This is a genomic window from Nocardia nova, assembly GCF_002933465.1.
Classification (GTDB): Bacteria; Actinomycetota; Actinomycetes; order Mycobacteriales; family Mycobacteriaceae; genus Nocardia; species Nocardia nova_B.
The window spans coordinates 23565-46084 of record NZ_PSZE01000011.1 but is presented as its reverse complement, the minus strand read 5'-3'; the positions used below and the strand labels follow the sequence as shown (position 1 = coordinate 46084).

Here is a 22520-nt window from a genome sequence, read left to right as displayed (position 1 = left end):
AATGGCACGCAGATGTGCGGGCCACGCGATGGCTACCTCAGAAGAGCAACGGCACGACTCCGATCAACGGAAACAAGACTCGGCAACTTTAGCGGACCGGAAGGGGGGCCGCAAGATCAGGTCGCCGGTGACACGCGCCACGGGCGACGGAAGTCGTTGCGGCTCAGTTGATTCGGAAGACCGGGAAGCCGGGCGCGATGGCGGCGAGTTCGGCGTCGGTGGCGTCGGCGGTCACACCCTCGAAGAACTTGCCGACCTCCCAGCCCCACTTCTTCAGGTACAGCCGCAGCACGGGCACCTTGTCGGCGTCTGCGACCTCGGTCACCGTGAATACCTCGGTCTTACGCCCGAGCCGCAGTTCCCCACCGCCGGCGACGCGGATATTGCGGACCCACTGCGTACGTCCACGAGGAGCGACCAGATACCGGGTTCCGTCCGCATCCTGCAGGACGTTGACCATCGTGGTCCGCCACTCTCCGGAGGTGCGACCGCGCACCGCCAGCAGCCGGGAACCCATCACGCTGATGCCCCACTTCGGGAGGGCGTTGAATATCCGGTTCACGATCGGGTCGATTCCGGTCGGTGCGATGTACCGGGTGGCGTTCATGACTACTCCTCGCTTTTGTGAGCGCTGCTCTCTTAGATGACTCAATTCTCACCCGTCTGCGCGCCCCCGTCAAGAGCAATGCTCACATTTGTGGAAGTCCAGACCTCTGGACACAATCGGCTGCGTTCAACGCCGTCAGGCGGGTATTCGGCCGACATGTACAGATATAGAACCTATGGGACAAACCGCACGGGTGGACTGGCGGCGATCGTCAGCACGGTCGGCGGTGTGCTCGCTCTGATCGAGATCGTCTACATCCTGCTGCAGGTCTTCGACGCCAACCAGACCAACCGGTTCTTCACCTTCATCAAGGGATTGGCCGAACCGCTGGCGCTGTTCTTCCCGGGCCTGTTCAACACCGGCTCCCGAGATTGGGACATCATCATCAATTACGGTCTGGCAGCGGTGTTCTGGCTCGTGGTGACCGGGATCATCGCGCGGCTGCTGGCGCGGATCTAGTGGCGCCGGGAGCGGATCGTCTCGGTGTCGATCAGCTCGGTGTCGATCAACTCGGTGTTCGATCAACTCGGTGTTCGATCAGCTCAGGGCTCGTGCGGGGTAAGGAATTCCATCCGGTGATGGTGCAGGAATTCGAAGGCCGGGGCCCAATGCCCGGTGAAGACGTCCTCTTCCTTACCCACCGCATGCTGTGAGGCCGCGCCTGTGCGCGGATCCTGGCAGACGACGCGAGCGTTGTGGCGCCCCGACGATACCGGTCCGCTGTCCAGCTCCACCGAACCGTCGGAACCGACCGTACGCCAGGGCATATCGATACCCGAGCCGGTGATCCGGCAGGTTTGCCCGGGTTTCTCCCCCGTGACCCGGGCCGTGACAGTGGCACCGCCGCGCAGCGCCGCTGAAGGAGTGGCCGCGGCAGTCGCGGCGCCGACGATGAACGCGACGCCCACCGCGCCCGCCAGAGCTGCCCCGATTCGGGTACGCCGACTGCGGCTCATCGCCACCACCGGTCGGCGTCTCCTGCTCCGGCTCTGTCGCGCACACTGCGGTACTCGTTCATGCGATCGTCCGTCGGTCGTTCATCCGGGCCCCCTTGCCGCACGTCAGCATAACGATCCCCCGCTCGGGCCCCACAACCGACACGCGAGTTACACCTGCACGATCGAAGTCAGCGGGTAGTCGCCCTGGCGAGCACGCCCGCCGAGTTCGCCGATCTCGAGCACCACCGCGGTCGCGACCACCTGCGCCCCGGCACTGCGGAACAGTTCCGCCGCGGCGGCCAGTGTGCCGCCGGTGGCGAGGACATCGTCGAGCAGCAGCACTTTGCGGCCGGTGAGGTCGATACCGTCGGCCGGAATTTCCAGCGCGGCGGAGCCGTATTCGAGGGTGTATTCGCGCGAGAGCACCGGTGGCGGCAACTTGCCACCCTTGCGCACGGCCACGACCCCGGTCCCCAGCAGCGCCGCCACACCCGCACCCAGCAGGAATCCGCGCGCGTCCACGCCCGCCACCAGATCGGCGTCGGGAGCGCAGGCGGCCAGACATTCGATCACCGCGTGAAAGCCCTCGGCGTCGGCGAATACCGGGGTCAGATCCGCGAAACGCACACCCTGGGTGGGGAAATCGTCGTGCCAGCGCGTCAGTCGCCCGACCACCTCGGCGGTCCGCGCGACCTTCTCCTCCGCGGTTTCGGCCGTTTCCACCATCGTGTGCTTACTCATCTACACCCGCTCCCTCATCCAGCGTCCAAGGACGCTCACCGCCGCAACACCCAGCGGTCCATATTCCAGCCCGCACCGGCCTTGGTGGGGCTCGCGACCCCGTTATCCAGCCCTTTCCCGAACGCTACGGTCCGAGGCGTGTTGAACAGCGGGATCGACGGCATCTCGTTCCACAGCAGCTTCTCGGCCTCGGTGTCCAGATTCAATACCGTCGCCGAATTGTCATCCGCCGCAAGCTGATCCGCGATCGCATCGTAACGCCCGTTGCCGAACCGCCCGAAATTCACACCCTGGCCGGTGCGCAACGCCGCCGTCGCCTCGATCCCCGGCAAGGAACCAGCGGGCCCCACGGCGGCCGCAGTGCCGCCGAGTACGGCGTCCACCTTCCCGGCGCCCAGTTCCGCGGGCGTGAAGTCCGCCGCACCGGCGTCGACGACGGTCACCCCCGCCGCCTTGCAAGCATCCGCGATCATCGCCACCGTGCGCGCACGACGATCGTCGGGACTGCGATAGCCGATCCGGATCGTCGGATTGGCCACACCGGCCGCGGTCAGGGCCCGCTGCGCACCCGGCGCGTCGCCCGCGCGGTATTTCTCCGCCGGACCCGTGATCGCCGGGTAGTACACCGAATCGGCCTGGACCGTCCGGGAATCGAGGGGCCCGGAACCCAGGCCGGACTTGTTGTCGAAACCCGGATGCCCCAGCGTGTCGAACAACGCCTGGCGCGGGACACACAGTGCGAACGCGCGCCGGGCATCGGTGGAGGCGAAGACGCCCGCGGTGGACAGCACCAACTGCTCGGCGCCACGGCCCGGTTCCTGATTCACCGAAAACTCGTTCAGACTCAGGTCTTTCACCGAGCCCGCGCCGATATCGACCACCTCGACGGAGTTGTCGGAGATCTTCTTCTTCAGATCGGCGTTCTTGGGCCACACCACGATTCGGGGAGTGGCGGGCTTGTTGCCCCACCACTTGTCGTTCTTGACCAGCACCAGACCGTCGCCGTCGCTGTAGGACTCGATGCGGTAGGGCCCCGAGGACGGCAGCAGGTCGGCGTTGATGTCACCGGATTTCAGATTCCAGCCGGTGTTCCAGAACTGCGCCAGCCGGTCCAGTGCGGCCAGGTCGCCGGACTGCACCGCCGCCACCACATTCGGCACGCCCGCGGCCTTGGCGGCGATGTGCGCCGGCATCAGATCACCGGCGTTGAACAGCGTCCGCCAGGCCAGGAAGTGGTGGTCGGGCCGGAACACCACGGTGGCGTCCTTGGATCCGGGCTGGCATTCGACCCGCTCGATATCGGAGTAGCCGGTGGTGGAGGCGGCGTCGAACAGCGGGATCGCGCCGCCCGGGCCCGGTTTGGTGAATCGCCCACTGCGCGCGGCCCATTCGAGCACGAGATCGTCGCAGGAGGTGGGCACGCCGTCGGAATAGACCGCGTCGCGGTTGAGCCGGTACCGGATGGTCTGCGCCTCGCCGGCCACCTCGTTCGCCGTGCCGACATCGGTGTCGGCGACGGGCTGGCCGTCCGGACCGGTGTAGTAGAACCCGGTCAGCACGCGGGCGAACAGCGCCGCGGAGCCGCCCGCGACACCGGCCGAACTCCCGCCGTTGTAAGTGGCCGGCACCGCGTCGACGGCATACCCGATGGATGGCACCTGGTTCTTGCTCGAACAACCCGCGATCACACCGGTGAGCAGTGCACCGGCCGCGATCACACCGAATGTCCGCCGGAGCGTCCGCCGCACGCGATCCGACCCCCTTCGCCTCATCAGTGGGTTCTCTTGTGCCGCTTCCCGGTGGGCCGGGCACCGGGTCTCGGTGCGGCGGAACCGCTGTCGCGGGTGCGGGTGGCCACCGGGGCGCCGGAGGCGCGACGGCCCAGCGTCTCACTCGTGCGGCCGGTATCGCCGGCGGCACGCTTGGCGAGCACCTTGCGGGTGTGCGCGGCCACCGGTCCGAAGCGCTCCTTGATCGACACCAGCAGCGGCACGGCGAAGAAGATCGACGAGTAGGCGCCGACGATCATGCCGACCAGCTGCACCAGCGCGAGGTCCTTCAGCGTGCCCACACCGAGCAGCCAGACCGCGATCACCAGCATGCCGACGATCGGCAGGATGCCGATCACCGTGGTGTTGATCGAGCGCATCAGCGTCTGGTTGGCGGCGAGATTTGCCTGCTCACCGTAAGTGCGCCGGGTCAGATGCAGAACCCCGCGGGTGTTCTCCTCCACCTTGTCGAACACCACGACGTTGTCGTAGAGCACGTAGCCCAGGATGGTCAGCAGACCGATCACCGCGGCCGGCGTCACCTCGAAGCCGACGATCGAATAGATGCCGGCGGTGACGATCAGGTTGAAGAACAGCGAGGCGATCGCGGCGATCGACATATCGCGTTCGAATCGAATGGCGATGTAGACCATCGTCAACAGGACGAACACCACCAGCGCGATGATCGCCTTGCGGGTGATCTGCCCACCCCAGGTCTCGCTGATCTCGGTGACGCTGATGACGCTGCGGCTGGCCGTACCGCTGGAATCCTTCGGGTGGTACTTCGTGAACAGCGCATCCGCGATCTTGTCCTGCTGCGCGGAATCCAGTGTCTCGGAACGAATCTCGAAGGAAGCCGAAGAACCGGAACCGACCTTCTGCACGGTGACCGGGCTGTGTCCCAGGGCTTGGGAGTAGGTGTCCGAGACCGACGTCGTGGTCATGCCGCTGGTCGCCGGGATCTGGATCTTCGTACCACCGGCGAAATCGATGCCGAGGGTGAAGCCGCGCACCGCGATGCTCAGCACCGCGATCAGGACCAGCACCGCGGCGATGCCGTAGTACAGCTTGCGCCGGCCGACGATCCGGAAGCCGCCGGTGCCGGTGTAGAGGCGTTCGAAGAATCCGTGCTTCGGTGCGTCCGCGGCGGGCAGCGACTCGTCCACGAATGGTTCCTCCAACACCTGACTGCGATTGTCGCTCATCGTGCCCCCGTCCCTACGAGCGTGCCGGCCGCCTTGCGTTCGCGCGCGAGCTGCTGCACCGCACCCAGACCGTTGACCGACGGCTTCGCCCAGAACGGCGAGCGCGAGGCCAGCATCATCAGCGGCGAGGTCACCAGGTACAGCACCACCACGTCGAGCACGGTGGTGAGGCCGAGGGTGAACGCGAAGCCCTTCACCTGCCCGGCCGCCAGGATGTAAAGCACCACCGAGGCGATGAGGCTGACGGTCTTACCGGAGAGGTTGGTGCGCTGCGCGCGAGCCCAGCCGCGCGGCACGGCCGAGCGGAAGCTGCGGCCCTCGCGCATCTCGTCCTTGATGCGTTCGAAGAACACGACGAACGAGTCCGCGGTCATACCTATACCGATGATCAGACCGGCGATACCGGCCAGGTCGAGAGTGAAATTGATCCACCTGCCGAGCAGCACGATGATGCCGTACACCGCCACACCCGAGGCCACCAGCGAGAATCCCGCCAGGAAGCCGAGCATCCGGTAGTAGAGCAGGCAGTACAGCAGCACCGCGACCAAACCGATCGCACCGGCGATCAAACCGGCATGCAGCGAGGCGAGGCCGAGCGTCGCCGACACGGTGGAGGCTTCCGACACCTCGAACGACAGCGGCAGCGAGCCGTACTTCAGCGAGTTGGCGAGTTCCTTGGCGGTGGAGGCGTTGAACTGGCCGGTGATCTGGGTGGTACCGCCGAGCTGCGGTCCCTGCTGCACGACGGGCGCGCTGATCACCTTCGAGTCGAGGGTGAAGGCCACCTGCTTCTGCAGGTATTCCTTGGTGAGATCGGCCCAGGCGTCGGCATTCTTGAACGTCAGATCGACCGCCCACTGCGACTGCTGGTTCAGCGACGAACTCGCATCCTTGATGTCCTGGCCGTCGATGCGCATCGGCGCCAGCAGGTACACCTCGTTGCCGTCCGACGAGCAGGTCACCAGCGGCAGCTTCGGATCGTCGTTACCGGCCAACGGGTCGGGCTTGCGGCAGTCCAGTTGCTGGGCCGCCAGCTGCTGGACCTGCGGGTCGGTGCTCTGACGCAGCGCGCGCGCCGCGTCGATCTCCTGCTTGGCCTGTTGCTGCGGCGTCAGCGCCGGATTCGGCGCACCGGGCTCCGGAGACGGCGCCGGAGTCGGAGTCGGAGTCGGGGCGGGCGTTGTCGGAGCCTGCGCCGGAGCCGGAAAGACCCGGTTCTGTGCGGTCGTGCCCGAGGATTCGCCGGTGCCGGACGTCTCACCCGAGGAGGCCGTACCCGAGGCGGTGCCGGATTCGTTCGACGGCTTCGACTCGGTACCGGGCGACGCACCCGGTGCGGGTGCCTGCTGACCCGCACCCGGAGCCGGGGTGTTCGCCGGCGGGGTGCCGGGCTGCTCCGCGCCGGGAGCGGGCTCGCCACCGGTCTGGACCTTGCCGTCCGGCCCCACCGGCAACGGCTGGCCGACCACCGGGCGGATGTAGAGCTTGGCCGTGGTGGCCAGCGACTTCGCCTGCTGCCCGTCGTTGCCGGGCACGGTGATGACCAGGTTGTTGCCGTCGATCACCACCTCGGAACCGGCCACACCGAGACCGTTGACCCGGGATTCGATGATCTGCTGGGCCTGCTTGAGGCTGTCCTTACTCGGCTTACCGCCGTCGGGCGTGCGCGGGGTCAGCGTGACCTGGGTTCCACCCTGCAGGTCGATTCCCAGTTTGGGTTCCGGCGACTTGTCACCGGTGAAGAACACCAACGCGTAGATCACCGCGAGCAGCACGGCGTAGACGCCGAGCAGCCGCAGCGGATGCCCCGTTCCCTTGGAAGGTGGCACTGTACATATCTCCTAGGCGGTGAGGGTGGCGGCCGGAATTGCGGCATGACCTGCGAGCACGAAGCACCGGCGAACGCCGGCCCACGGACACGCCGCACCGCCGTCGCGGCGGCGAAGCGCTGCGACGGCGGAAGCGGGTCAGTCTTTGCGCAGCCGGGCTGCGGTGTCCTCGACGGATTCCTCCACACCGGAGGCCGAGGCCGAACCGTTGGTCGCCGAGCCGTTCACGGAACCCGATCCGTTGGCCCCGTTCGTCCTGTTGGCACCGGCGGCATCCGCCGCGGGAGCGGCGATCGCCTCGTCGTCGGACTCGTCCGCGCCGGAATCCACCTCGGCGGAGGCGGCGGCGTCCCCACCGGGGCGCACATCGCGAATGGCGGCGCGCAGCCAGGTGGTCACCACATCCTCGGCTATCTCCAGGTCGACGGTCTCCTCGTCGAGGTCGACCACGGTGCCGTAGAGGCCGGAGGTGGTGGTGACCTGGTCACCGACCTTCACGCTCTCCTGCATATCGGCGACCTTCTGCGCTTCGCGCTTCTGGCGGCGGACACCGAGAAACATCGGCACGAGCAGAACTACCAGTAGCAGCGGAAACAGCAGGTTCGCCATCGTCGTAGTCGGTCCTAGTTTGGTGGGTTGGGTGGGCTGTACCCACACAGTCTGCCAGCAACCTGGATTATCGCCACACCCGCGGTGTGCGCCACACCGGCGCGAACCCCGCCGCAGCGGCGCATCAGGCCGCGGGTGCGCCGTAGACGTAGTCGTCGAGCGGGAAGTTGACCGCTTCGCGATGGGTGGTGATCGTGCTGTTCGGGCGCAACAGCGCGGCCTCGCCGTGCTGGTTGAAGTAGTAGCTGCGGGCGGTCGAGCAACTCCCGGCGTAGAACACCGAGGAGTCGAGCTTCTCGGTGACGTAGTCCAGGAAGCGCGCGTTGGCCTCTTCACGCACCTCGAAGACCTCCTCACCGCGGCGGCGAGCCTCGCGCAGCAGCCGGTCCATATGTTTCATCTGCGCCTCGATGGTGGTGAAGTAGGACAGACCGCTGTAGGAGTAGGGGCTGTTGAGGCTGAAGAAGTTCGGGAACTTCGGCACCGTGATGCCCTCGTAGGCCTGGAACCGGTTGTCGCGCCAGAACTTTCCGAGATTCACCCCGTCGCGGCCGATGATCTCGATGGCCGGGAAGTTCACATCCCAGAGATTGAAGCCGGTCGCGAGGATCAGCGTGTCGATCTCGGTCTTGTGCCCGTCCACGGTCACGATGCCGTCGGCCTCGAGATGGTCGATCGCATTGGTCTCGAGCCGCACGTGCGGTTCGTTGAAGGTCTTGAAGTAGGTGTTGGAGAAGGTGGGCCGCTTGCAGCCGAAGTCGTAGTGCGGGGTCAGCTTGTCGCGGGTCTCCTTATCGCGCACTTGGGCGCGCAGATGTGCCTTCGCCAGCAGTGCGGCGCCCTTGTTGCCGAGTTTGGCCTGCTTGTAGTGCAGCACGCCCGAGACCATCAGCAGTTCCAGTGCGCCGGTGTTGACCAGCCGGGCCACCTTCTGGGTCAGCGGCGCCCTCTCGAACAGCTGTTGAACCGGCTTCGGGATGGCGGTGTCGACCTTCGGGACGACCCAGATCGGCGTGCGCTGGAAGACGGTCAGTTCCGCGACCTTCTTCGCGGCCTCCGGCACGAGCTGTACGGCGGTGGCACCGGTGCCGATGACGGCGGCACGGCGGCCGGTCAGATCGAAATCGTCCTCCCAGGCGGTAGTGTGGATGATCTTGCCGGCGAAGCTGTCGATGCCCGGGAACGGCGGGGTGTAGGGCTGGGACAGGAAGCCGGTCGCGGTGAGCAGATAGCGGGCGGTGAGCGTCTGGCCACCCTCGAGCGACACCACCCAGTACGCGTGCTCGCAATCCCAGCGGGCGCCGCCGACGACCTGGTTGAACCGCATCCGGCGCCGCAGATCGTATTTGTCCGCGATGTGCTCGGCGTACTTCTTGAGCTCGGCGCCCGGGGCGAACAGCCGCGACCAATGCGGATTCGGTTCGAACGAATAGGAATAGGTCACCGAGGCGATATCGACCGCCAGACCCGGATAGTGGTTGACGTGCCAGGTGCCGCCCAGGCCGTCCTCCCGCTCGAGAATCACGAAATTCTTCAGACCCAGACGATCCAGCTGAATTCCGGCCCCCATACCGCCGAATCCCGCACCGACCACCACGGCGTCGTACTGAGGTGCCACGCCGAACCTCCCTGTTACCTGACGTATCTGCTACGGAATGACACATCATTCCGTTGCGGAACACCGTATCATCGGGTCCGTGCCGAAGCCATCCACCCATCTGGAACGACGCAAGGCCGAACTGCGGCAACAGATCATCGACACCGCCTTCGCCTGCTTCGCCGACAAGGGCTATCACGCCACCGGAATCGCCGATATCGCCACGGCCCTCGGAATCGGGCACGGGACGTTCTATCGCTACTTCGAGAACAAGCGCGACATCATCGACCACGTGATCGACGATCTCGCCGCGCGGATCATCGAGGCACTCGGAACGGAGAACGCGCCCGACGCGGCGACCTCGCTCGCCGATTACCGGCGTCAACTCGACCGGATCGGCGTGGCGTTGCACCGGATCTTCCTCGAAGACCGCCGGGTCGCGCAGTTGCTGCTGTTCCAGGCGACCGGCATCGATCCGGAGCTGACGATGCGGCTCTACGGCCTGCTCGACACCGCCGACGCGCTGACCACCGGATATCTCGAGCACGGCGTGGAACTGGGCTATCTGCGGGCCGACCTCGACGCCGCCAATACGGCCAAGGCGGTGACCGGCATGCTGCTCGCGGCCATCGTGCACGGCCTGCGCGATCCCGATCCGGAGTCGACCGCCGGACTGGCCCAGGCGATTCCGCGGTTGTTGATCGACGGGGTACGCGCCGACTGAGCGATGTTGTAACAATGTGCGGGTGACGCCGGAGTATGTGCGAGGGATCCGATTCGGGCGGGCCCCGATCGGGCACCGCGGCTATGACCCCGCCGAGGTCGACGCGTTCTGCGCCACCCTCGCCGATGCCTTCGCGGGCCGGGCCATCCTGAGCGCGGCCGCCATTCGCGGACACGAATTCGGCCTGGCCGCCCCCGGCCGCCGCGATTACGACCGCGACGAGGTGGACGCATTTCTCGACCGCGCCTGCGTGGAACTGGAATCCGCGCGCTACGGACCGACCCGGCCGCAGGTGGCGTGGCCGCCGTCGCCGGAATTTGTTTCCCGGCTGCGGTTTTCGGCGCCCCCGCTGGGACGGAGCGGATATGTCGCCGACGAGGTCGACGCGTTCCGTGAGCGCGTGGCAGCGTTACTGGCACAGGCCGCGGCGGGATGGGGCGCGGCGGCGATCCGCCCCGTATTCGGCACCGCCGCCACAGGAGTCCGGACCTATCACTGCGGCGAGGTGGATGCCTTCGTGGATGCGGTCGCGGCGCTGGTGAGCTGACCGACCGGGTCGCTTCGGGCGGCCCGGGTCAGTCGAACAGGTCGAGGGTGGGCTGGGCTTCGCGGCCCCGGACCTCGATGGATCCGAAGACCAGATCCGGCGGCGGCACCAGGCCCAGATGCTCCCAGGCGGCGGCGGTGGCGACCCGCCCGCGCGGGGTGCGCGCAACCATACCGGCGCGAACCAGGAACGGTTCGCACACCTCCTCGACGGTGGCGGCCTCCTCCCCCACGGCCACCGCCAGCGTCGACACACCGACCGGGCCGCCGCCGAAGCCGCGGACCAGCGCGCCCAGGACGGCACGGTCGAGCCGGTCCAACCCCAGCGAATCCACGTCGTACACTGCGAGCGCGGCCTTGGCGATGTCCCGGGTGACCAGGCCGTCGGCCCGTACCTCGGCATAGTCGCGGACCCGGCGCAGCAGCCGGTTGGCGATGCGGGGCGTACCTCGGGAGCGGCCGGCGATCTCGGCCGCCGCGTCGGCTTCGATGCGCACGCCGAGAATCGCCGCCGAGCGCTGCAGAATGCGTTGCAGTTCGTCGGGTTCGTAGAAGTCCATGTGCCCGGTGAAGCCGAAGCGGTCGCGCAGCGGGCCGGTCAGCGCGCCCGAGCGCGTGGTGGCGCCGACCAGGGTGAACGGCGCGATCTCCAACGGGATCGAGGTCGCCCCCGGTCCCTTGCCGACCACGACGTCGACCCGGAAGTCCTCCATCGCCAGATACAGCATCTCCTCGGCCGGGCGGGCCATGCGGTGGATCTCGTCGATGAACAGCACGTCGCCCTCGACCAGATTGCTGAGCATGGCGGCCAGGTCGCCGGCGCGTTCCAGGGCCGGTCCGGAGGTGATGCGCAGTGCGGTACCGAGTTCGCCGGCGATGATCATCGCCATACTGGTCTTGCCGAGTCCGGGCGGGCCGGACAGCAGGACGTGGTCGGGGGTACCGCCGCGCTGGGTGGCACCGCGCAAGACCAGGGCCAGCTGTTCCCGCACCCGGGGCTGGCCGATGAAGTCGTCCAGGGATTTCGGGCGCAGACCAGCCTCGATGTCGCCGTCGGAGGTCAGGTAATTCGCGGTGACCGCGGATTCGCCGCCGTCCGCGCTGGCATCGAAACCGTCACTGCCGGAAGGGAATTCGTCGTCGCGCATCGGCGTCACCGATTCCGGCCGAGGATCGCCAGTGCGGCCCGCAGCGCCTGCGAGGTACCCAGCTCGGGTTGTTCGGCGAGGACGCCGTCCACGGCCGGCTCGGCCTGCTTCACCGGGAACCCGAGACCGGTCAACGCCTCCACGACCTGATCACGCACCGGGGTGACGACCGGGGCGGGCGCCGCGCCGGGCGGAGCGGACTGCACGGGTACGAGATTCACCTTGTCACGCAGTTCGACCACCATGCGCTCGGCCCCACGCTTGCCGATCCCCGGCACCCGGGTCAGCGCGGCGACGTTGCTTTCCGCCAACGCTTTTCGCAGTGCCTCGGGCTCGAGCACCGCCAGCACCGCCATCGCCAGCCGGGGACCGACACCGGAGACGGTTTGCAGCAGCCCGAACAGATCGCGCGCCTCGGTATCGGCGAAGCCGTACAGCGTCATCGAATCCTCACGCACGATCATCGCGGTGTAGAGGCGGGCCTCGCCACCGCGGGTGAGACCGGCCAGCGTGGAGGGAGTGGCGTTGAGCCGGTATCCGACGCCCGCGGCCTCCAGCACCGCGTGGTCGAGCCCGATCTCGAGCACCTCACCGCGCACCGACGCGATCACCTGGTCACCGCCTTTCGTTGCTGGGCAAGCCTTTCGGCGTATCTGCGCCGCGCCTGTTCGGCCTGGGCCTCCGCCTTCGCCATCCGCTCCAGCATCGGCGCCCGCCAGCAGTGGCAGATCGCCAGCGCCAGGGCGTCGGCCGCATCGGCCGGTTTCGGCGCCGTCTGCAAGCCTAGGATGCGGGTCACCATCGCCGTCACCTGAGCCTTGTCCGCGGAACCGTTGCCGGTCACCGCCGCTTTGACCTGGCTCGGAGTGTGGAACGCGACGGGTATACCGCGCCGCGCGGCCGCCAGTGCGATCACCCCGCCGGCCTGTGCGGTGCCCATCGCGGTGCGGACGTTGTGCTGGGCGAAGACCCGCTCGATCGCTACCGCCTCGGGCCGGTGGGTGTCCATCCAGTGCTCGGCGGCGTCGGCGACGCCCAGCAGCCGCTGCGCGAGGTTCATATCGGCCGGTGTCCGCACGACGTCGACGTCGAGCGCGGTGACCTGCCGCCCCAGACCGCCCTCGACGATGCTCAGACCGCACCGGGTGAGCCCGGGGTCGACACCCATCACCCGCACGAAATGCACCCCTGTCGAGTCGCGAACAATTGTTCGAAGTCTAACCGAGAGCCCCCGCACCGGCGGCCACCGACACGGAGCCCGGGCTCCGCGACCCCGCGCACCGCAGAGCGACGAAGCCGGCTATTCCCGTGCGGCCAGCGCGGATTCGAAGACGCGATGAGCGGTCGCGCCGAACAGGACGAAACGGATCTCGGTGGCGGCCGTGCGGGTGGTCCGGACGGTGTCGAGGGCGATGCGAGCGCCGTCGTCGAGAGGCCAGCCGTACACACCGGTGGAGATCGCCGGGAAGGCGATCGTGCGGGCACCCAATTCCTCTGCGACACGCAGGGATTCGCGGTAGCAGGAGGCCAGCAGGGCGGAGCGGTCGTGTATCGCCGCCCAGACCGGACCGACGGTGTGGATCACCCAGCGGGCGGGAAGGTTGCCGGCCGTCGTCGCCACGGCCGCCCCGGTGGGCAGGCCGTCGGGATAGCTCGTCGCCCGCAACCGCTTGCAGGCGGCGAGGATGTCGGGTCCGCCGCGGCGGTGGATCGCACCGTCGACACCACCGCCACCCAGCAGCCCGGAGTTGGCGGCATTGACCACGGCGTCCACGTCTTGTTCGGTGATATCCCCGCGTACGAGCACGATCTCGGCCATAGGTCCCATTGTGCCCACGCCGACTCGGGCGGCGCCGGACTTCGCCACCCGACTACGCCACCCGCGCGGCCCTACCGGACTCCGAGCGAGTTCACAGGGTTTCTCGAGGAACGCCACCGACAATTACGCCGTGTTCCCAGCGCCCATGGATGTGCCGACACCCGCGCCGACCGCCCCCGCGCCTACCGCCGCCACCGCGGTGGCGCCGCCCCCGCCACCTCAGCTTCCCTCGGCGAAACTGAACCCCTACAACGGTTTTCATCACGGCGTCTCGCTGTTGCACGGCTGGCTGCCGCTGACCATCGAGATCGTCGCCGCCGTCCTGCTCGTGATCGCGATCGTGCGATGGGGCCGGCGGTGGTGGCTCATCCGGGTGCCGATCTGCCTCCTCCTCGGGGTGGTGGCCGCGTTCGCGGCCCGCACCGTGATGAACAACGAGGGCCTGGCCTCCGATCCCGCCCCGGCGCAGCTGTGGATCTGGGTGGGCGCGGCGGTCGCCGCGATCGCGCTGGTGGTCGTCGGCTGGCCGGGTGCGCGGTGGTGGCACCGTACCGCCGCGATCGTGGCGGTGCCGTTCGCGATCGCCAGTTCGGCGGTGGTGCTCAACCAGTGGGTGGGCTATTACCCGAGTGTGCAGTCGGCGTGGAGTGCTCTGACGGCCGGGCCGCTGCCCCACCAGACCGGTCAGGACGAACTCGCCGCGATGCGCGACAGCCACCCCGCGAACGGCGTGGTGGTGCCGATCGACACCGGCGACGGCGCCAGCGGATTCAAGCACCGCACCGAGTACGTCTACCTGCCACCGGCGTGGTTCGCCGGGCCCACCCCGCCCGCCCTACCGGCCGTGATGATGATCGGCGGCGAATTCAACACTCCCGCCGACTGGTTACGCAGCGGCCAGATCATGCCCGCCGTCGACGCGTTCACCGCCACCCACGCCGGCAGCGCCCCCGTCCTGGTCTTCGTCGACTCCTCGGGCAGCTTCAACAACGACACCGAATGCGTCGACGGGCCGCGCGGCGCCGCCGCCGACCATCTCACGAAAGATGTTGTGCCGTATGTGGACTCGCATTTCGGCGTGCCGGCCGACCCGGCGAAGTGGGCGGTGGTCGGCTGGTCGATGGGCGGCACCTGCGCCACCGACCTGACCGTGATGCATCCGGAGCTGTTCCACACCTTCGTCGATATCGCGGGCGATGTCGGCCCGACCTCCGGAACCAAGGAGCAGACGATCTCCCGCCTCTACGGCGGCGACGCGGCCGCCTACGACCGCTTCGACCCGCTGACGGTGATGGCGAAACACGGCCCCTACACCGATGTCGCCGGACTGTTCGACGATCTGACGCCGCCGCACCGCCCGGACCACACCGGTACGGACGGCGGCCGGTTCCATATGCCGCAGGTCGACGAGAGCCGCATCGGCGTCGGCGGCCAGGACGGCGTCATGGATACCGGGGAGGTCGGCGCCGCCGAGAAACTGTGTGGTCAGGGCCGCGCGGTCGGCATCGAGTGCACCATCCACACCACTCAGGGCGGGCATACCTGGCAGTTCGCTGCGGCCGCGTTCACCTCGTCGCTGCCGTGGGTGTCGGCGCGGCTCGGACTGCCCGTACACACCTGATCACAAGCCGCGGGGCCGCCGCCGGCACATCCGGCAGCGGCCCCGCGGTGGTACGGATCAGGCGTCGAGTTCGGCGAGGATCTCGTCGGAGACGTCGACGTTGGTGTACACATTTTGCACGTCGTCGCTGTCTTCCAGCGCGTCGACGAGTTTGAACACCTTGCGGGCGCCGTCGGCGTCGACCGCCACCGATACCGAGGGCTGGAAACCGGATTCGGCGGAGTCGTAATCGATGCCGGCCTCCTGCAGCGCCGTGCGCACGGCGATCAGGTCGCTGGGGTCGCTGATGATCTCGAACGAATCACCGAGGTCGTTGACCTCCTCGGCGCCCGCGTCGAGCACCGCGGTCAGCACGTCGTCCTCGCTGAGCCCGTTCTTCTCCAGCGTGACGATGCCCTTGCGGTGGAACAGGTAGGCGACCGAACCGGGGTCGGCCATATTGCCGCCGTTGCGGGTCATGGCCACGCGCACCTCACCGGCGGCGCGATTGCGGTTGTCGGTGAGGCATTCGATCAGCACGGCAACACCATTGGGCCCGTAGCCCTCGTACATGATGGTCTGCCAGTCGGCGCCGCCGGCCTCTTCACCACCGCCGCGCTTGCGGGCGCGTTCGATGTTGTCGTTGGGAACCGACGACTTCTTCGCCTTCTGGATGGCGTCGTAGAGAGTCGGGTTTCCGCCAGGATCACCACCGCCGGTGCGCGCCGCGACCTCGATGTTCTTGATCAGTTTCGCGAACATCTTGCCGCGCTTGGCATCGATCACGGCCTTCTTGTGCTTGGTGGTGGCCCATTTGGAGTGGCCGCTCATTCCCTACTTCCTTCAGGTCGGTGTGCTCGAGGCCCGGGCAGATTCGCGATCTGCGTTCCGGCGATCGCTGTGCAGTCTACTGCCCGGTCCGCCACCGCCCGGTCGGGGTGCACGGCGAACGGTCAGGTGCCGGCGGCCACCGCGGCCCGGACCGAGTCGACGAACAGGCGATGCACGCGCAGATCTCCGGTCACCTCGGGATGGAACGAGGTCGCGATGACCGAGCCCTGCCGGACCGCGACGATCCGGCCCGCCGCCTCCCGCGGGTCGCCCACCGACGGGTCTTCGGCGACCACGGTGCCCGGTCGCGGGCGGTGCGGGACGCGAGCCAGGACCTCGACGCCGTCGCCGACACGTTCCACCCAGGGCGCCCGGATGAACACCGCGCGGATGGGATCGTCGAGTCCGGTGAAGTCGAGATCGGTCTCGAAGGAATCGACCTGACGTCCGAAGGCGTTGCGCCGCACCGTCATATCGATGCCGGACAGCGACTGCGCATCGGGACGGGTGTCGAGCACCTCCGACGCCAGCAGGATCATCCCGGCACACGAGCCGAAGGCCGGCATACCCGCGCGCAGCCGCGCCCGCAGCGGCTCCAGCAACTCGAACACCTCGAGCAGTTTGCTGATCGCGGTGGATTCGCCGCCGGGCAGCACGAGCGCGTCGACGGACTCGAGTTCCGATTCCCGTCGCACACTCACCGGTTCGGCATCGCACGCGGCCAGCGCGTGGAAGTGCTCACGCACGTCACCCTGCAGAGCCAGCACGCCAATGGTCGGTTTCACGGCACGAGCATACGAGTCGCGCGGCGCGGCCGCGGCCCGCGGCCACCGCCGTTGTGGCGCCGCTCACCTACCGCGGTGTGCGGATGAGCCCTTCCTGCACGACCTGGGCGACGAACTGTCCGCGCTGGTTGAAGATCCGCCCGCTGGTGAGCGCGCGGCCGTAGCCAGCGGACGGTGAATTCTGGTCGTAGAGCAGCCATTCGTCGGCGCGGAAGGGGCGTAGGAACCACATCGCGTGGTCCAGCGACGCGTCCTGGGTCGGTTCGTCGAGGTGGGTGACCTTCGACGAACCGAGCAGGGTCATATCGCTCATGTAGGCGAGGGTGCAGACGTGGAACAGCGGGTCGTCGGGCAGCGGGTGGCGGTAGCGGAACCAGACCTGCTGCTGCGAGGCCAGGCCGTCGCGCCGCACCACCTGTTCCTGCGGGACCAGCCGGATGTCCCAGTGCTCCCATTCCCGCATCAGCAACAGCCGCTCCGGGCTCATCGCCGCGCGTTCGTCCGGAATGTCCTGCGGCAGGGGAACTTCCGGCATCCGGTCCTGATGTTCGGGGCCCTCGTCGCCGACGTGGAAGGACGCCGACATGGTGAAGATCGCCTCGCCGTCCTGGACCCCGGTGACCCGGCGGGTGCAGAACGAGCGACCGTCGCGAATCCGTTCCACCAGGTACAGGGTCTGCTCGGCCGGATTGCCGGGGCGCAGGAAGTATCCGTGCAGCGAATGCACCTCGAAGCGCGGTTCCACGGTGCGTACGGCCGAGACCAGCGCCTGCCCGGCAACCTGACCGCCGAATGTGCGCGCCAGCTGCGATTTGATGATCGCGCCGCGGAAGATGTCCCGCTCGAGCCGCTCGATCTCCAGTGCCTCTTCGATCGTCGCCATGTACCGTCCTTCCGCCACGTGCCCCGCTCAGGCTAAGCGATGGCGACCCCGACCCGGCGCGACCCTCCGCCGTGACACCGCTCACGACGCCCGCTCGCCCTGCGATCCGATCAGTTCCCTCGCCTCTTCCGCGGACCGCGCGGCCGGCGCCGAGCCCCACATGTGCCGGCCGTTGGGCTCCTGCAGGAAGTACACCGAGATCGCACCCACCAGCCCCGCGATGATCAGGTAGTACGCCGGCCAGTTCAGATCGCCCGTCACGCCCACGAGCGCGCCGACCACCACCGAGGTGGTGCCGGCGAACAGCGAGACCGCGACGTTGAACGACACCGACAGCCCCGCCCCGCGCACCTTCGTGGGGAACAGCGACGGCAGGGTGGATGGCATGGTCGCGCTGAAGCAGATGAGGGTCAGGCCCATCATGAGCAGGCCCAGGAACACGGCGAACGCGTTGTCGGTGCGCACCAGCAGGACCATCGGAAACGCCAGCACCAGCAGCGCGATGATGCCGGCCCAGATGATCGGTTTGCGGCCGACCCGATCGGAGATCAGGCCGATCACCGGGATGGTCAGCAGCGCGATGGCCATCACCGCGATCTGCAGCCACTGCGACGCCGAGGCGGACACGCCGCCGCCGGTTCGGTCGGGCACGGTCGAGGTGACGTAGGTCGGCATATAGGAGGTCAGCATGTAGTTGGTGACATTCCACACGACCACCAGTCCCATGCAGACCAGCACGTACGGCCACAGCCGGGCCAGGATCTTCGCCTCCTCGCCGGTCTTGTTCGCCTTCTCCCGTTCCTCGGATTCCTTCTCCAGGGCGGCGAAGGCCGGGGTGTCGGCCAGCCGCATCCGCAAGTAGACGCCGACGACACCCAGCGGCAAGGCGACGAAGAACGGCAGCCGCCAGCCCCAGGACAGCAGCTGCTCGTCGGTGAGGGTGGCGTCGGCGAGCGTGACCACCAGGGCGCCCAGCAGATATCCGGTGAAGGTGCCGAATTCCAGCCAGCTGCCGAGGAATCCGCGCCGCCGGTCGGGTGCGTATTCGGCGATGAAGGTCATGGCGTTGCCGTATTCGCCACCGGTCGAGAAACCCTGCAGCAACCGCGCGCACAGCAACAACATCGGGGCCCAGATCCCGATCGTGTTCTGATCCGGGATACAGCCGATGGCGAACGTGCCGGCCGCCATCAGGATCATCGTGGTGGCGAGCACCTGGTTGCGGCCGACGCGGTCGGCCAGTGGCCCGAAGAACATCCCGCCGAACGGGCGGACGAGGAATGCCACCGCGAACAGCCCGAAGGTAGCGATCGTGCCGGCGGTGTCCCCGAGATGGGAAAAGAACACGTCCTTGATGGTCGGCTCGAAATACGCGTAGACGCCGAAGTCGTACCACTCGGTGATGTTGCCGATACTCGCGGCGCCGATCGCCCGCCGGATGATCGGTGGATCGGTGACGACGATGTCGTCGAGCGACCACCGCCTCGGATGTTCACGCGGGACCAGCACCGCCACGGACCACGACCTCCTCGAGTTCACGACCACCGTCGATCGCCGACCCCGGCGGGGCTCCGCGGAGGGGGTTCGATCGCCTCGCAGGTACCGCCGTGTCCCGGAATCGACCCGCTCAGGCTATGCGATGGCAAACCCAGGCAGCGGGCGACTCTCCGCGATCCGCGCGGCGCCGGGCATGATAGGCGGATGCCCGCATACGAACCGATCGCCGTGGACGGGCTGATCGAGCGGGTCGCCGCGGCCGCTCTCGCTCTGCCGGGGCCGGTCGTGGTAGCCGTCGACGGGGCCGACGGCGCCCGGCCGCGCGAACCGGCCGATCGGATCGTCGAACGGATCCGCACGCGGGGGCGGCCCGCCGAGCGGGTGTGGTTGCACGACTTCGTTCGCCCGGCATCGCTGCGGCTGGAGTTCGGGCGCGACGAGGCGACCTATCGCACAGCCTGGTTCGACTATGCCGCCCTGGATCGGGAAGTGCTGGAAGCGGTACGCCGGCGCGGGCGGTGGCTGCCCGCGCTGTGGGACGAAGTCGAGGATCGATCCGCTCGGGCGCGCATGCAGTCGGCCGAACCGGGCCTCGTCCTGGTGGTCGCGGGACCGATGTTGCTCGGCCGGGGTTTGGATTTCGATGTCACCGTGCGGTTGCAGATGTCGGAATCGGCACTGCTGCGCCGAACCGATCCCGCCGACCGATGGACCGTGCCCGCGCTACTGCGCCACGAGCGCGAGCACGACGACATGCCCACCTTCGATGTGCGCTGGGATCATCCGGACCGCCCGGCCGTGCGTACCGGTTCCTGATCTGCGTCGGTCCCGAACCGAATGCGCAGGGGCGCAGCCGCATTCGCGGCGATCAGCCCGCGAATCGCTCGCGGTCGGCGGCGGGCAGCCAGCAGCCGGCGGCGATGTCGCGGTTGTAGGTCGTGCGGAAATGCTCGATCAGATGCGACAGCCCCGGATGGGTGTTGGCGGTCGACCACAGCAGCGCATGCGGATAGGCCGGCGTCGGGTCGACGATCGGCACCCGCCGGATGTGCGGGTGCCACGGATTGCGGAAATGATCGCTGCTGACGGTGGCCAGGGTGTCGGATTCCGCGATGCGTGCGAGCATGGCTTCGATACCGTCGGGCCCGGGGAACCGGGTGCGGTCGCGCGGTGTCGTATCGATGGTGACACCGCAGAATTCACTCAGTTCGCGATAGAAGTCGGCCCATTCCGACGCCACCCCGGCGCCCGGAATCCACACCGTGTAGGCGGCCAGCTCGGCGAGCGGCACCGCCGAGCGCCCGGCCAGCGGATGGTCCCTGCCGACGAGCAGATGCACCGGATCGACGTAGGCGGGAACGGCCGCGATATCGGGCGGCAGGGGGCGGGGGCCGCCCGAGGGGCGGGCGAATGCGGCGTCGGCGCGGCCGTGCACCACCATGTCCCGCGACGTCACGAAGACGTTCGAGATCACGATCTCGGTCTCGGCGCCGGGGTTGCGGTCGAGGTAGAACCGCATCTGCTCGGTCGCGCCCTGGCGCTCGCCCTGCACCGCGACGCGCAGCGGGCGCGGCATCTCACAGACCGCCGCCACCGCGGTCTCGGCCACCGCCACCAGCGCTCGCGCGTGCGGCAGCAGCCGCGTGCCAGCGGCGGTCGGCACTATGCCAGCGGGTACGCGGTCGAACAGCGCCGTCCCGAGCTGGGCCTCCAGCTTCGCTATCCGCTTCGACACGGCCTGCTGACTGATGCCGAGAACGACGGCGGCGAGACTGAACTGCCGCTCCTCGGCCGCGGCGACGAACGCCCGCACCGCCGCCAGATCGAGGTCCCGGCCCACAGCCCCTGACCCAACCATCGGATGTAGTCCCCTGTCTCGAATCGTCGATCGGTGCTGTCCGGCACCGGTATCGTCGCCGAACCGACCACGATGCCGTGGGGGCAACCGGTCGTTGCTGGTCCGCGACCCGGACGGCAACCTGGTCAACTTCTTCACCCCGGTCACACCGCCGCGCTCGCGCCGTTCACGGCGCGGAATCGGATCGGGGCGATCGCGCAGGACGGGTGGGCGCCGACCGCACGCCCCGGGATACGCGCTCACGGTGGATGTCGCCGAGTTGCGGCGCGATCACCCCCGCATACGACGAAGCCGGGCCGTCCTCGACGGATGCCCGGCGAAAGTCGTTGTCTCGGAAAGTCTTCCGACCGGATTACCAGCCGCGCTCGGCGAGGCGGTGCGGCTCCGGAATCTCCTCGACATTGATGCCGACCATGGCCTCACCCAGGCCGCGCGACACCTTCGCGAGCACATCGGGGTCGTCGTAGAAGGTGGTGGCCTTGACGATGGCGGCGGCGCGCTCGGCCGGGTTACCGGATTTGAAGATGCCGGAGCCGACGAAGACACCCTCGGCGCCCAGCTGCATCATCATCGCGGCATCGGCGGGGGTGGCGATACCACCGGCGGTGAACAGCACCACGGGCAGCTTGCCGGTTTCGGCGATCTCACGGACCAGCTCGTAGGGCGCCTGCAGTTCCTTGGCGGCCACGAACAGCTCGTCCTCCGGAAGCGACTGCAGGTGGCGGATCTCGGCGCGGATCTTGCGCATGTGGGTGGTCGCGTTGGACACGTCACCGGTGCCGGCCTCGCCCTTGGAGCGGATCATGGCCGCGCCCTCGGTGATGCGGCGCAGCGCCTCGCCCAAGTTGGTGGCACCGCAGACGAACGGCACGGTGAACTGCCACTTGTCGATGTGGTTGGCGTAGTCGGCGGGGGTCAGCACCTCGGACTCGTCGATGTAGTCGACACCGAGGCTCTGCAGGATCTGCGCCTCGACGAAGTGACCGATGCGCGCCTTGGCCATGACCGGGATGGAGACGGCGTTGACGATGCCGTCGATCAGGTCCGGGTCGCTCATCCGCGCGACGCCGCCCTGGGCGCGGATGTCGGCGGGAACCCGCTCGAGCGCCATCACCGCGACCGCGCCGGCATCCTCGGCGATCTTGGCCTGATCGGCGGTGACGACGTCCATGATCACCCCGCCCTTGAGCATCTCGGCCATGCCGCGCTTCACGCGAGCGGTGCCGGTCGTCGAGGTGGTGTCGGGCGTTGTCACGGGCAAACTCCTGATTATCGGGGATTCGTTCGAGGAGGTATCGCTGCGATGCGAACCTCCACGATTCTAGGCGCCCCGATCAGGCCACTAGATAGCCAGTCCGAGAGCACTGGACTGGTCCGCCGCCCCGGCCGGAATCGCAGGCCGGGCGAGGCGGCCGCTACGGCGTCGCTACGGGCGCGCCGAGGGCGGGTACCCGTGGCGCCGGACGACCGTGACCGCAGGCCGCCGCCACCTGTCCGTCAGATCGGGTCGACGACGAACAGCTGCGCCCAGTAC

Annotated in this window: 23 protein-coding genes and 1 pseudogene; 6 read left to right on the top strand and 18 right to left on the bottom strand. The window is 68.1% G+C overall.

The features are described 5' to 3' along the window. Positions 1-163: 163 nt before the first annotated feature. Positions 164-607, bottom strand: coding sequence for a nitroreductase/quinone reductase family protein (locus tag C5E41_RS15450; protein ID WP_104376541.1), 444 nt, complete (start codon positions 605-607; stop codon positions 164-166). A gap of 228 nt (positions 608-835) precedes the next feature. Here C5E41_RS15450 and C5E41_RS15445 point away from each other — a divergent pair, with 228 nt between their 5' ends. Further along, positions 836-1066, top strand: a complete 231-nt coding sequence (locus C5E41_RS15445) for a hypothetical protein (RefSeq protein ID WP_219823172.1) — start codon at positions 836-838, stop codon at positions 1064-1066. Positions 1067-1149: 83 nt separating this feature from the next. Here the strand turns inward: C5E41_RS15445 and C5E41_RS15440 are convergent, their stop codons facing one another. The 7 genes from C5E41_RS15440 to C5E41_RS15410 form a co-directional block, all read right to left on the bottom strand. Next, positions 1150-1563, bottom strand: coding sequence for a hypothetical protein (locus C5E41_RS15440; RefSeq protein ID WP_146097569.1), 414 nt, complete (start codon positions 1561-1563; stop codon positions 1150-1152). Positions 1564-1713: 150 nt separating this feature from the next. After that, positions 1714-2271, bottom strand: coding sequence for an adenine phosphoribosyltransferase (locus tag C5E41_RS15435; RefSeq protein WP_439956402.1), 558 nt, complete (start codon positions 2269-2271; stop codon positions 1714-1716). 50 nt (positions 2272-2321) lie between these two features. After that, positions 2322-4058: an ABC transporter substrate-binding protein gene (locus C5E41_RS15430; protein WP_104376537.1), complete on the bottom strand. Its 1737-nt coding sequence runs from the start codon at positions 4056-4058 to the stop codon at positions 2322-2324. Beyond that, a complete protein-coding gene (gene secF, locus C5E41_RS15425; protein WP_104376536.1) occupies positions 4058-5260 on the bottom strand; it encodes a protein translocase subunit SecF in 1203 nt (400 codons plus the stop codon). The genes C5E41_RS15430 and secF overlap by 1 nt, the downstream gene beginning before the upstream one ends. Then, complete coding sequence (secD, locus tag C5E41_RS15420; RefSeq protein ID WP_104376535.1) at positions 5257-7089, bottom strand: protein translocase subunit SecD; 1833 nt, start codon at positions 7087-7089, stop codon at positions 5257-5259. The genes secF and secD overlap by 4 nt, the downstream gene beginning before the upstream one ends. A gap of 138 nt (positions 7090-7227) precedes the next feature. Then, complete coding sequence (gene yajC / locus C5E41_RS36190) at positions 7228-7698, bottom strand: preprotein translocase subunit YajC (RefSeq protein WP_104376534.1); 471 nt, start codon at positions 7696-7698, stop codon at positions 7228-7230. 124 nt (positions 7699-7822) lie between these two features. After that, complete coding sequence (locus C5E41_RS15410; protein ID WP_104376533.1) at positions 7823-9316, bottom strand: flavin-containing monooxygenase; 1494 nt, start codon at positions 9314-9316, stop codon at positions 7823-7825. Positions 9317-9386: 70 nt separating this feature from the next. Here C5E41_RS15410 and C5E41_RS15405 point away from each other — a divergent pair, with 70 nt between their 5' ends. Both C5E41_RS15405 and C5E41_RS15400 read left to right on the top strand, forming a co-directional pair. Then, on the top strand, positions 9387-10019 hold the full coding sequence (locus tag C5E41_RS15405) for a TetR/AcrR family transcriptional regulator (RefSeq protein WP_439956401.1): 633 nt from the start codon (positions 9387-9389) through the stop codon (positions 10017-10019). A 22-nt stretch (positions 10020-10041) separates the two neighbouring features. Then, the gene (locus C5E41_RS15400) at positions 10042-10566 is read left to right on the top strand and encodes a DivIVA domain-containing protein (protein ID WP_219823171.1); all 525 of its coding nucleotides are present in this window, start codon (positions 10042-10044) and stop codon (positions 10564-10566) included. A gap of 28 nt (positions 10567-10594) precedes the next feature. On the opposite strand, the gene ruvB is transcribed toward C5E41_RS15400, so the two are convergent. From ruvB to C5E41_RS15380, 4 genes are all read right to left on the bottom strand, one after another. Further along, positions 10595-11713, bottom strand: coding sequence for a Holliday junction branch migration DNA helicase RuvB (gene ruvB / locus C5E41_RS15395; RefSeq protein WP_104376530.1), 1119 nt, complete (start codon positions 11711-11713; stop codon positions 10595-10597). 5 nt (positions 11714-11718) lie between these two features. Next, on the bottom strand, positions 11719-12324 hold the full coding sequence (gene ruvA, locus C5E41_RS15390; RefSeq protein ID WP_104376529.1) for a Holliday junction branch migration protein RuvA: 606 nt from the start codon (positions 12322-12324) through the stop codon (positions 11719-11721). Beyond that, positions 12321-12890, bottom strand: coding sequence for a crossover junction endodeoxyribonuclease RuvC (ruvC, locus tag C5E41_RS15385; protein ID WP_104376655.1), 570 nt, complete (start codon positions 12888-12890; stop codon positions 12321-12323). The genes ruvA and ruvC overlap by 4 nt, the downstream gene beginning before the upstream one ends. 123 nt (positions 12891-13013) lie before the next feature. Continuing rightward, positions 13014-13532 (bottom strand): O-acetyl-ADP-ribose deacetylase, encoded by a 519-nt coding sequence (locus C5E41_RS15380; protein WP_104376528.1) that lies wholly within the window; start codon positions 13530-13532, stop codon positions 13014-13016. 145 nt (positions 13533-13677) lie between these two features. On the opposite strand from C5E41_RS15380, the gene C5E41_RS15375 reads away from it, so the two are divergent. Next, positions 13678-15153, top strand: coding sequence for an alpha/beta hydrolase (locus C5E41_RS15375; protein ID WP_104376527.1), 1476 nt, complete (start codon positions 13678-13680; stop codon positions 15151-15153). A gap of 57 nt (positions 15154-15210) precedes the next feature. Here the strand turns inward: C5E41_RS15375 and C5E41_RS15370 are convergent, their stop codons facing one another. The 4 genes from C5E41_RS15370 to C5E41_RS15355 form a co-directional block, all read right to left on the bottom strand. Next, complete coding sequence (locus tag C5E41_RS15370; RefSeq protein WP_104376526.1) at positions 15211-15963, bottom strand: YebC/PmpR family DNA-binding transcriptional regulator; 753 nt, start codon at positions 15961-15963, stop codon at positions 15211-15213. A gap of 122 nt (positions 15964-16085) precedes the next feature. Continuing rightward, positions 16086-16748, bottom strand: a complete 663-nt coding sequence (gene pdxT, locus C5E41_RS15365; protein WP_104376525.1) for a pyridoxal 5'-phosphate synthase glutaminase subunit PdxT — start codon at positions 16746-16748, stop codon at positions 16086-16088. Between the two features lie 67 nt (positions 16749-16815). After that, positions 16816-17631, bottom strand: coding sequence for an acyl-CoA thioesterase (locus C5E41_RS15360; protein WP_104376654.1), 816 nt, complete (start codon positions 17629-17631; stop codon positions 16816-16818). A gap of 81 nt (positions 17632-17712) precedes the next feature. After that, positions 17713-19146, bottom strand: a complete 1434-nt coding sequence (locus C5E41_RS15355) for an MFS transporter (protein WP_104376524.1) — start codon at positions 19144-19146, stop codon at positions 17713-17715. A gap of 186 nt (positions 19147-19332) precedes the next feature. On the opposite strand from C5E41_RS15355, the gene C5E41_RS15350 reads away from it, so the two are divergent. Next, on the top strand, positions 19333-19944 hold the full coding sequence (locus C5E41_RS15350; protein WP_104376523.1) for a hypothetical protein: 612 nt from the start codon (positions 19333-19335) through the stop codon (positions 19942-19944). A 52-nt stretch (positions 19945-19996) separates the two neighbouring features. Here the strand turns inward: C5E41_RS15350 and C5E41_RS15345 are convergent, their stop codons facing one another. Next, entirely contained in the window at positions 19997-20986 is a 990-nt protein-coding gene (locus C5E41_RS15345) for a LysR family transcriptional regulator (RefSeq protein ID WP_104376522.1), read from the bottom strand. A gap of 45 nt (positions 20987-21031) precedes the next feature. Here C5E41_RS15345 and C5E41_RS15340 point away from each other — a divergent pair. Continuing rightward, a pseudogene (locus C5E41_RS15340) lies at positions 21032-21137 on the top strand (VOC family protein); the annotation flags it as partial. A gap of 201 nt (positions 21138-21338) precedes the next feature. Here the strand turns inward: C5E41_RS15340 and pdxS are convergent. Further along, positions 21339-22241: a pyridoxal 5'-phosphate synthase lyase subunit PdxS gene (gene pdxS, locus C5E41_RS15335; RefSeq protein ID WP_030513899.1), complete on the bottom strand. Its 903-nt coding sequence runs from the start codon at positions 22239-22241 to the stop codon at positions 21339-21341. Positions 22242-22520 lie beyond the last annotated feature (279 nt).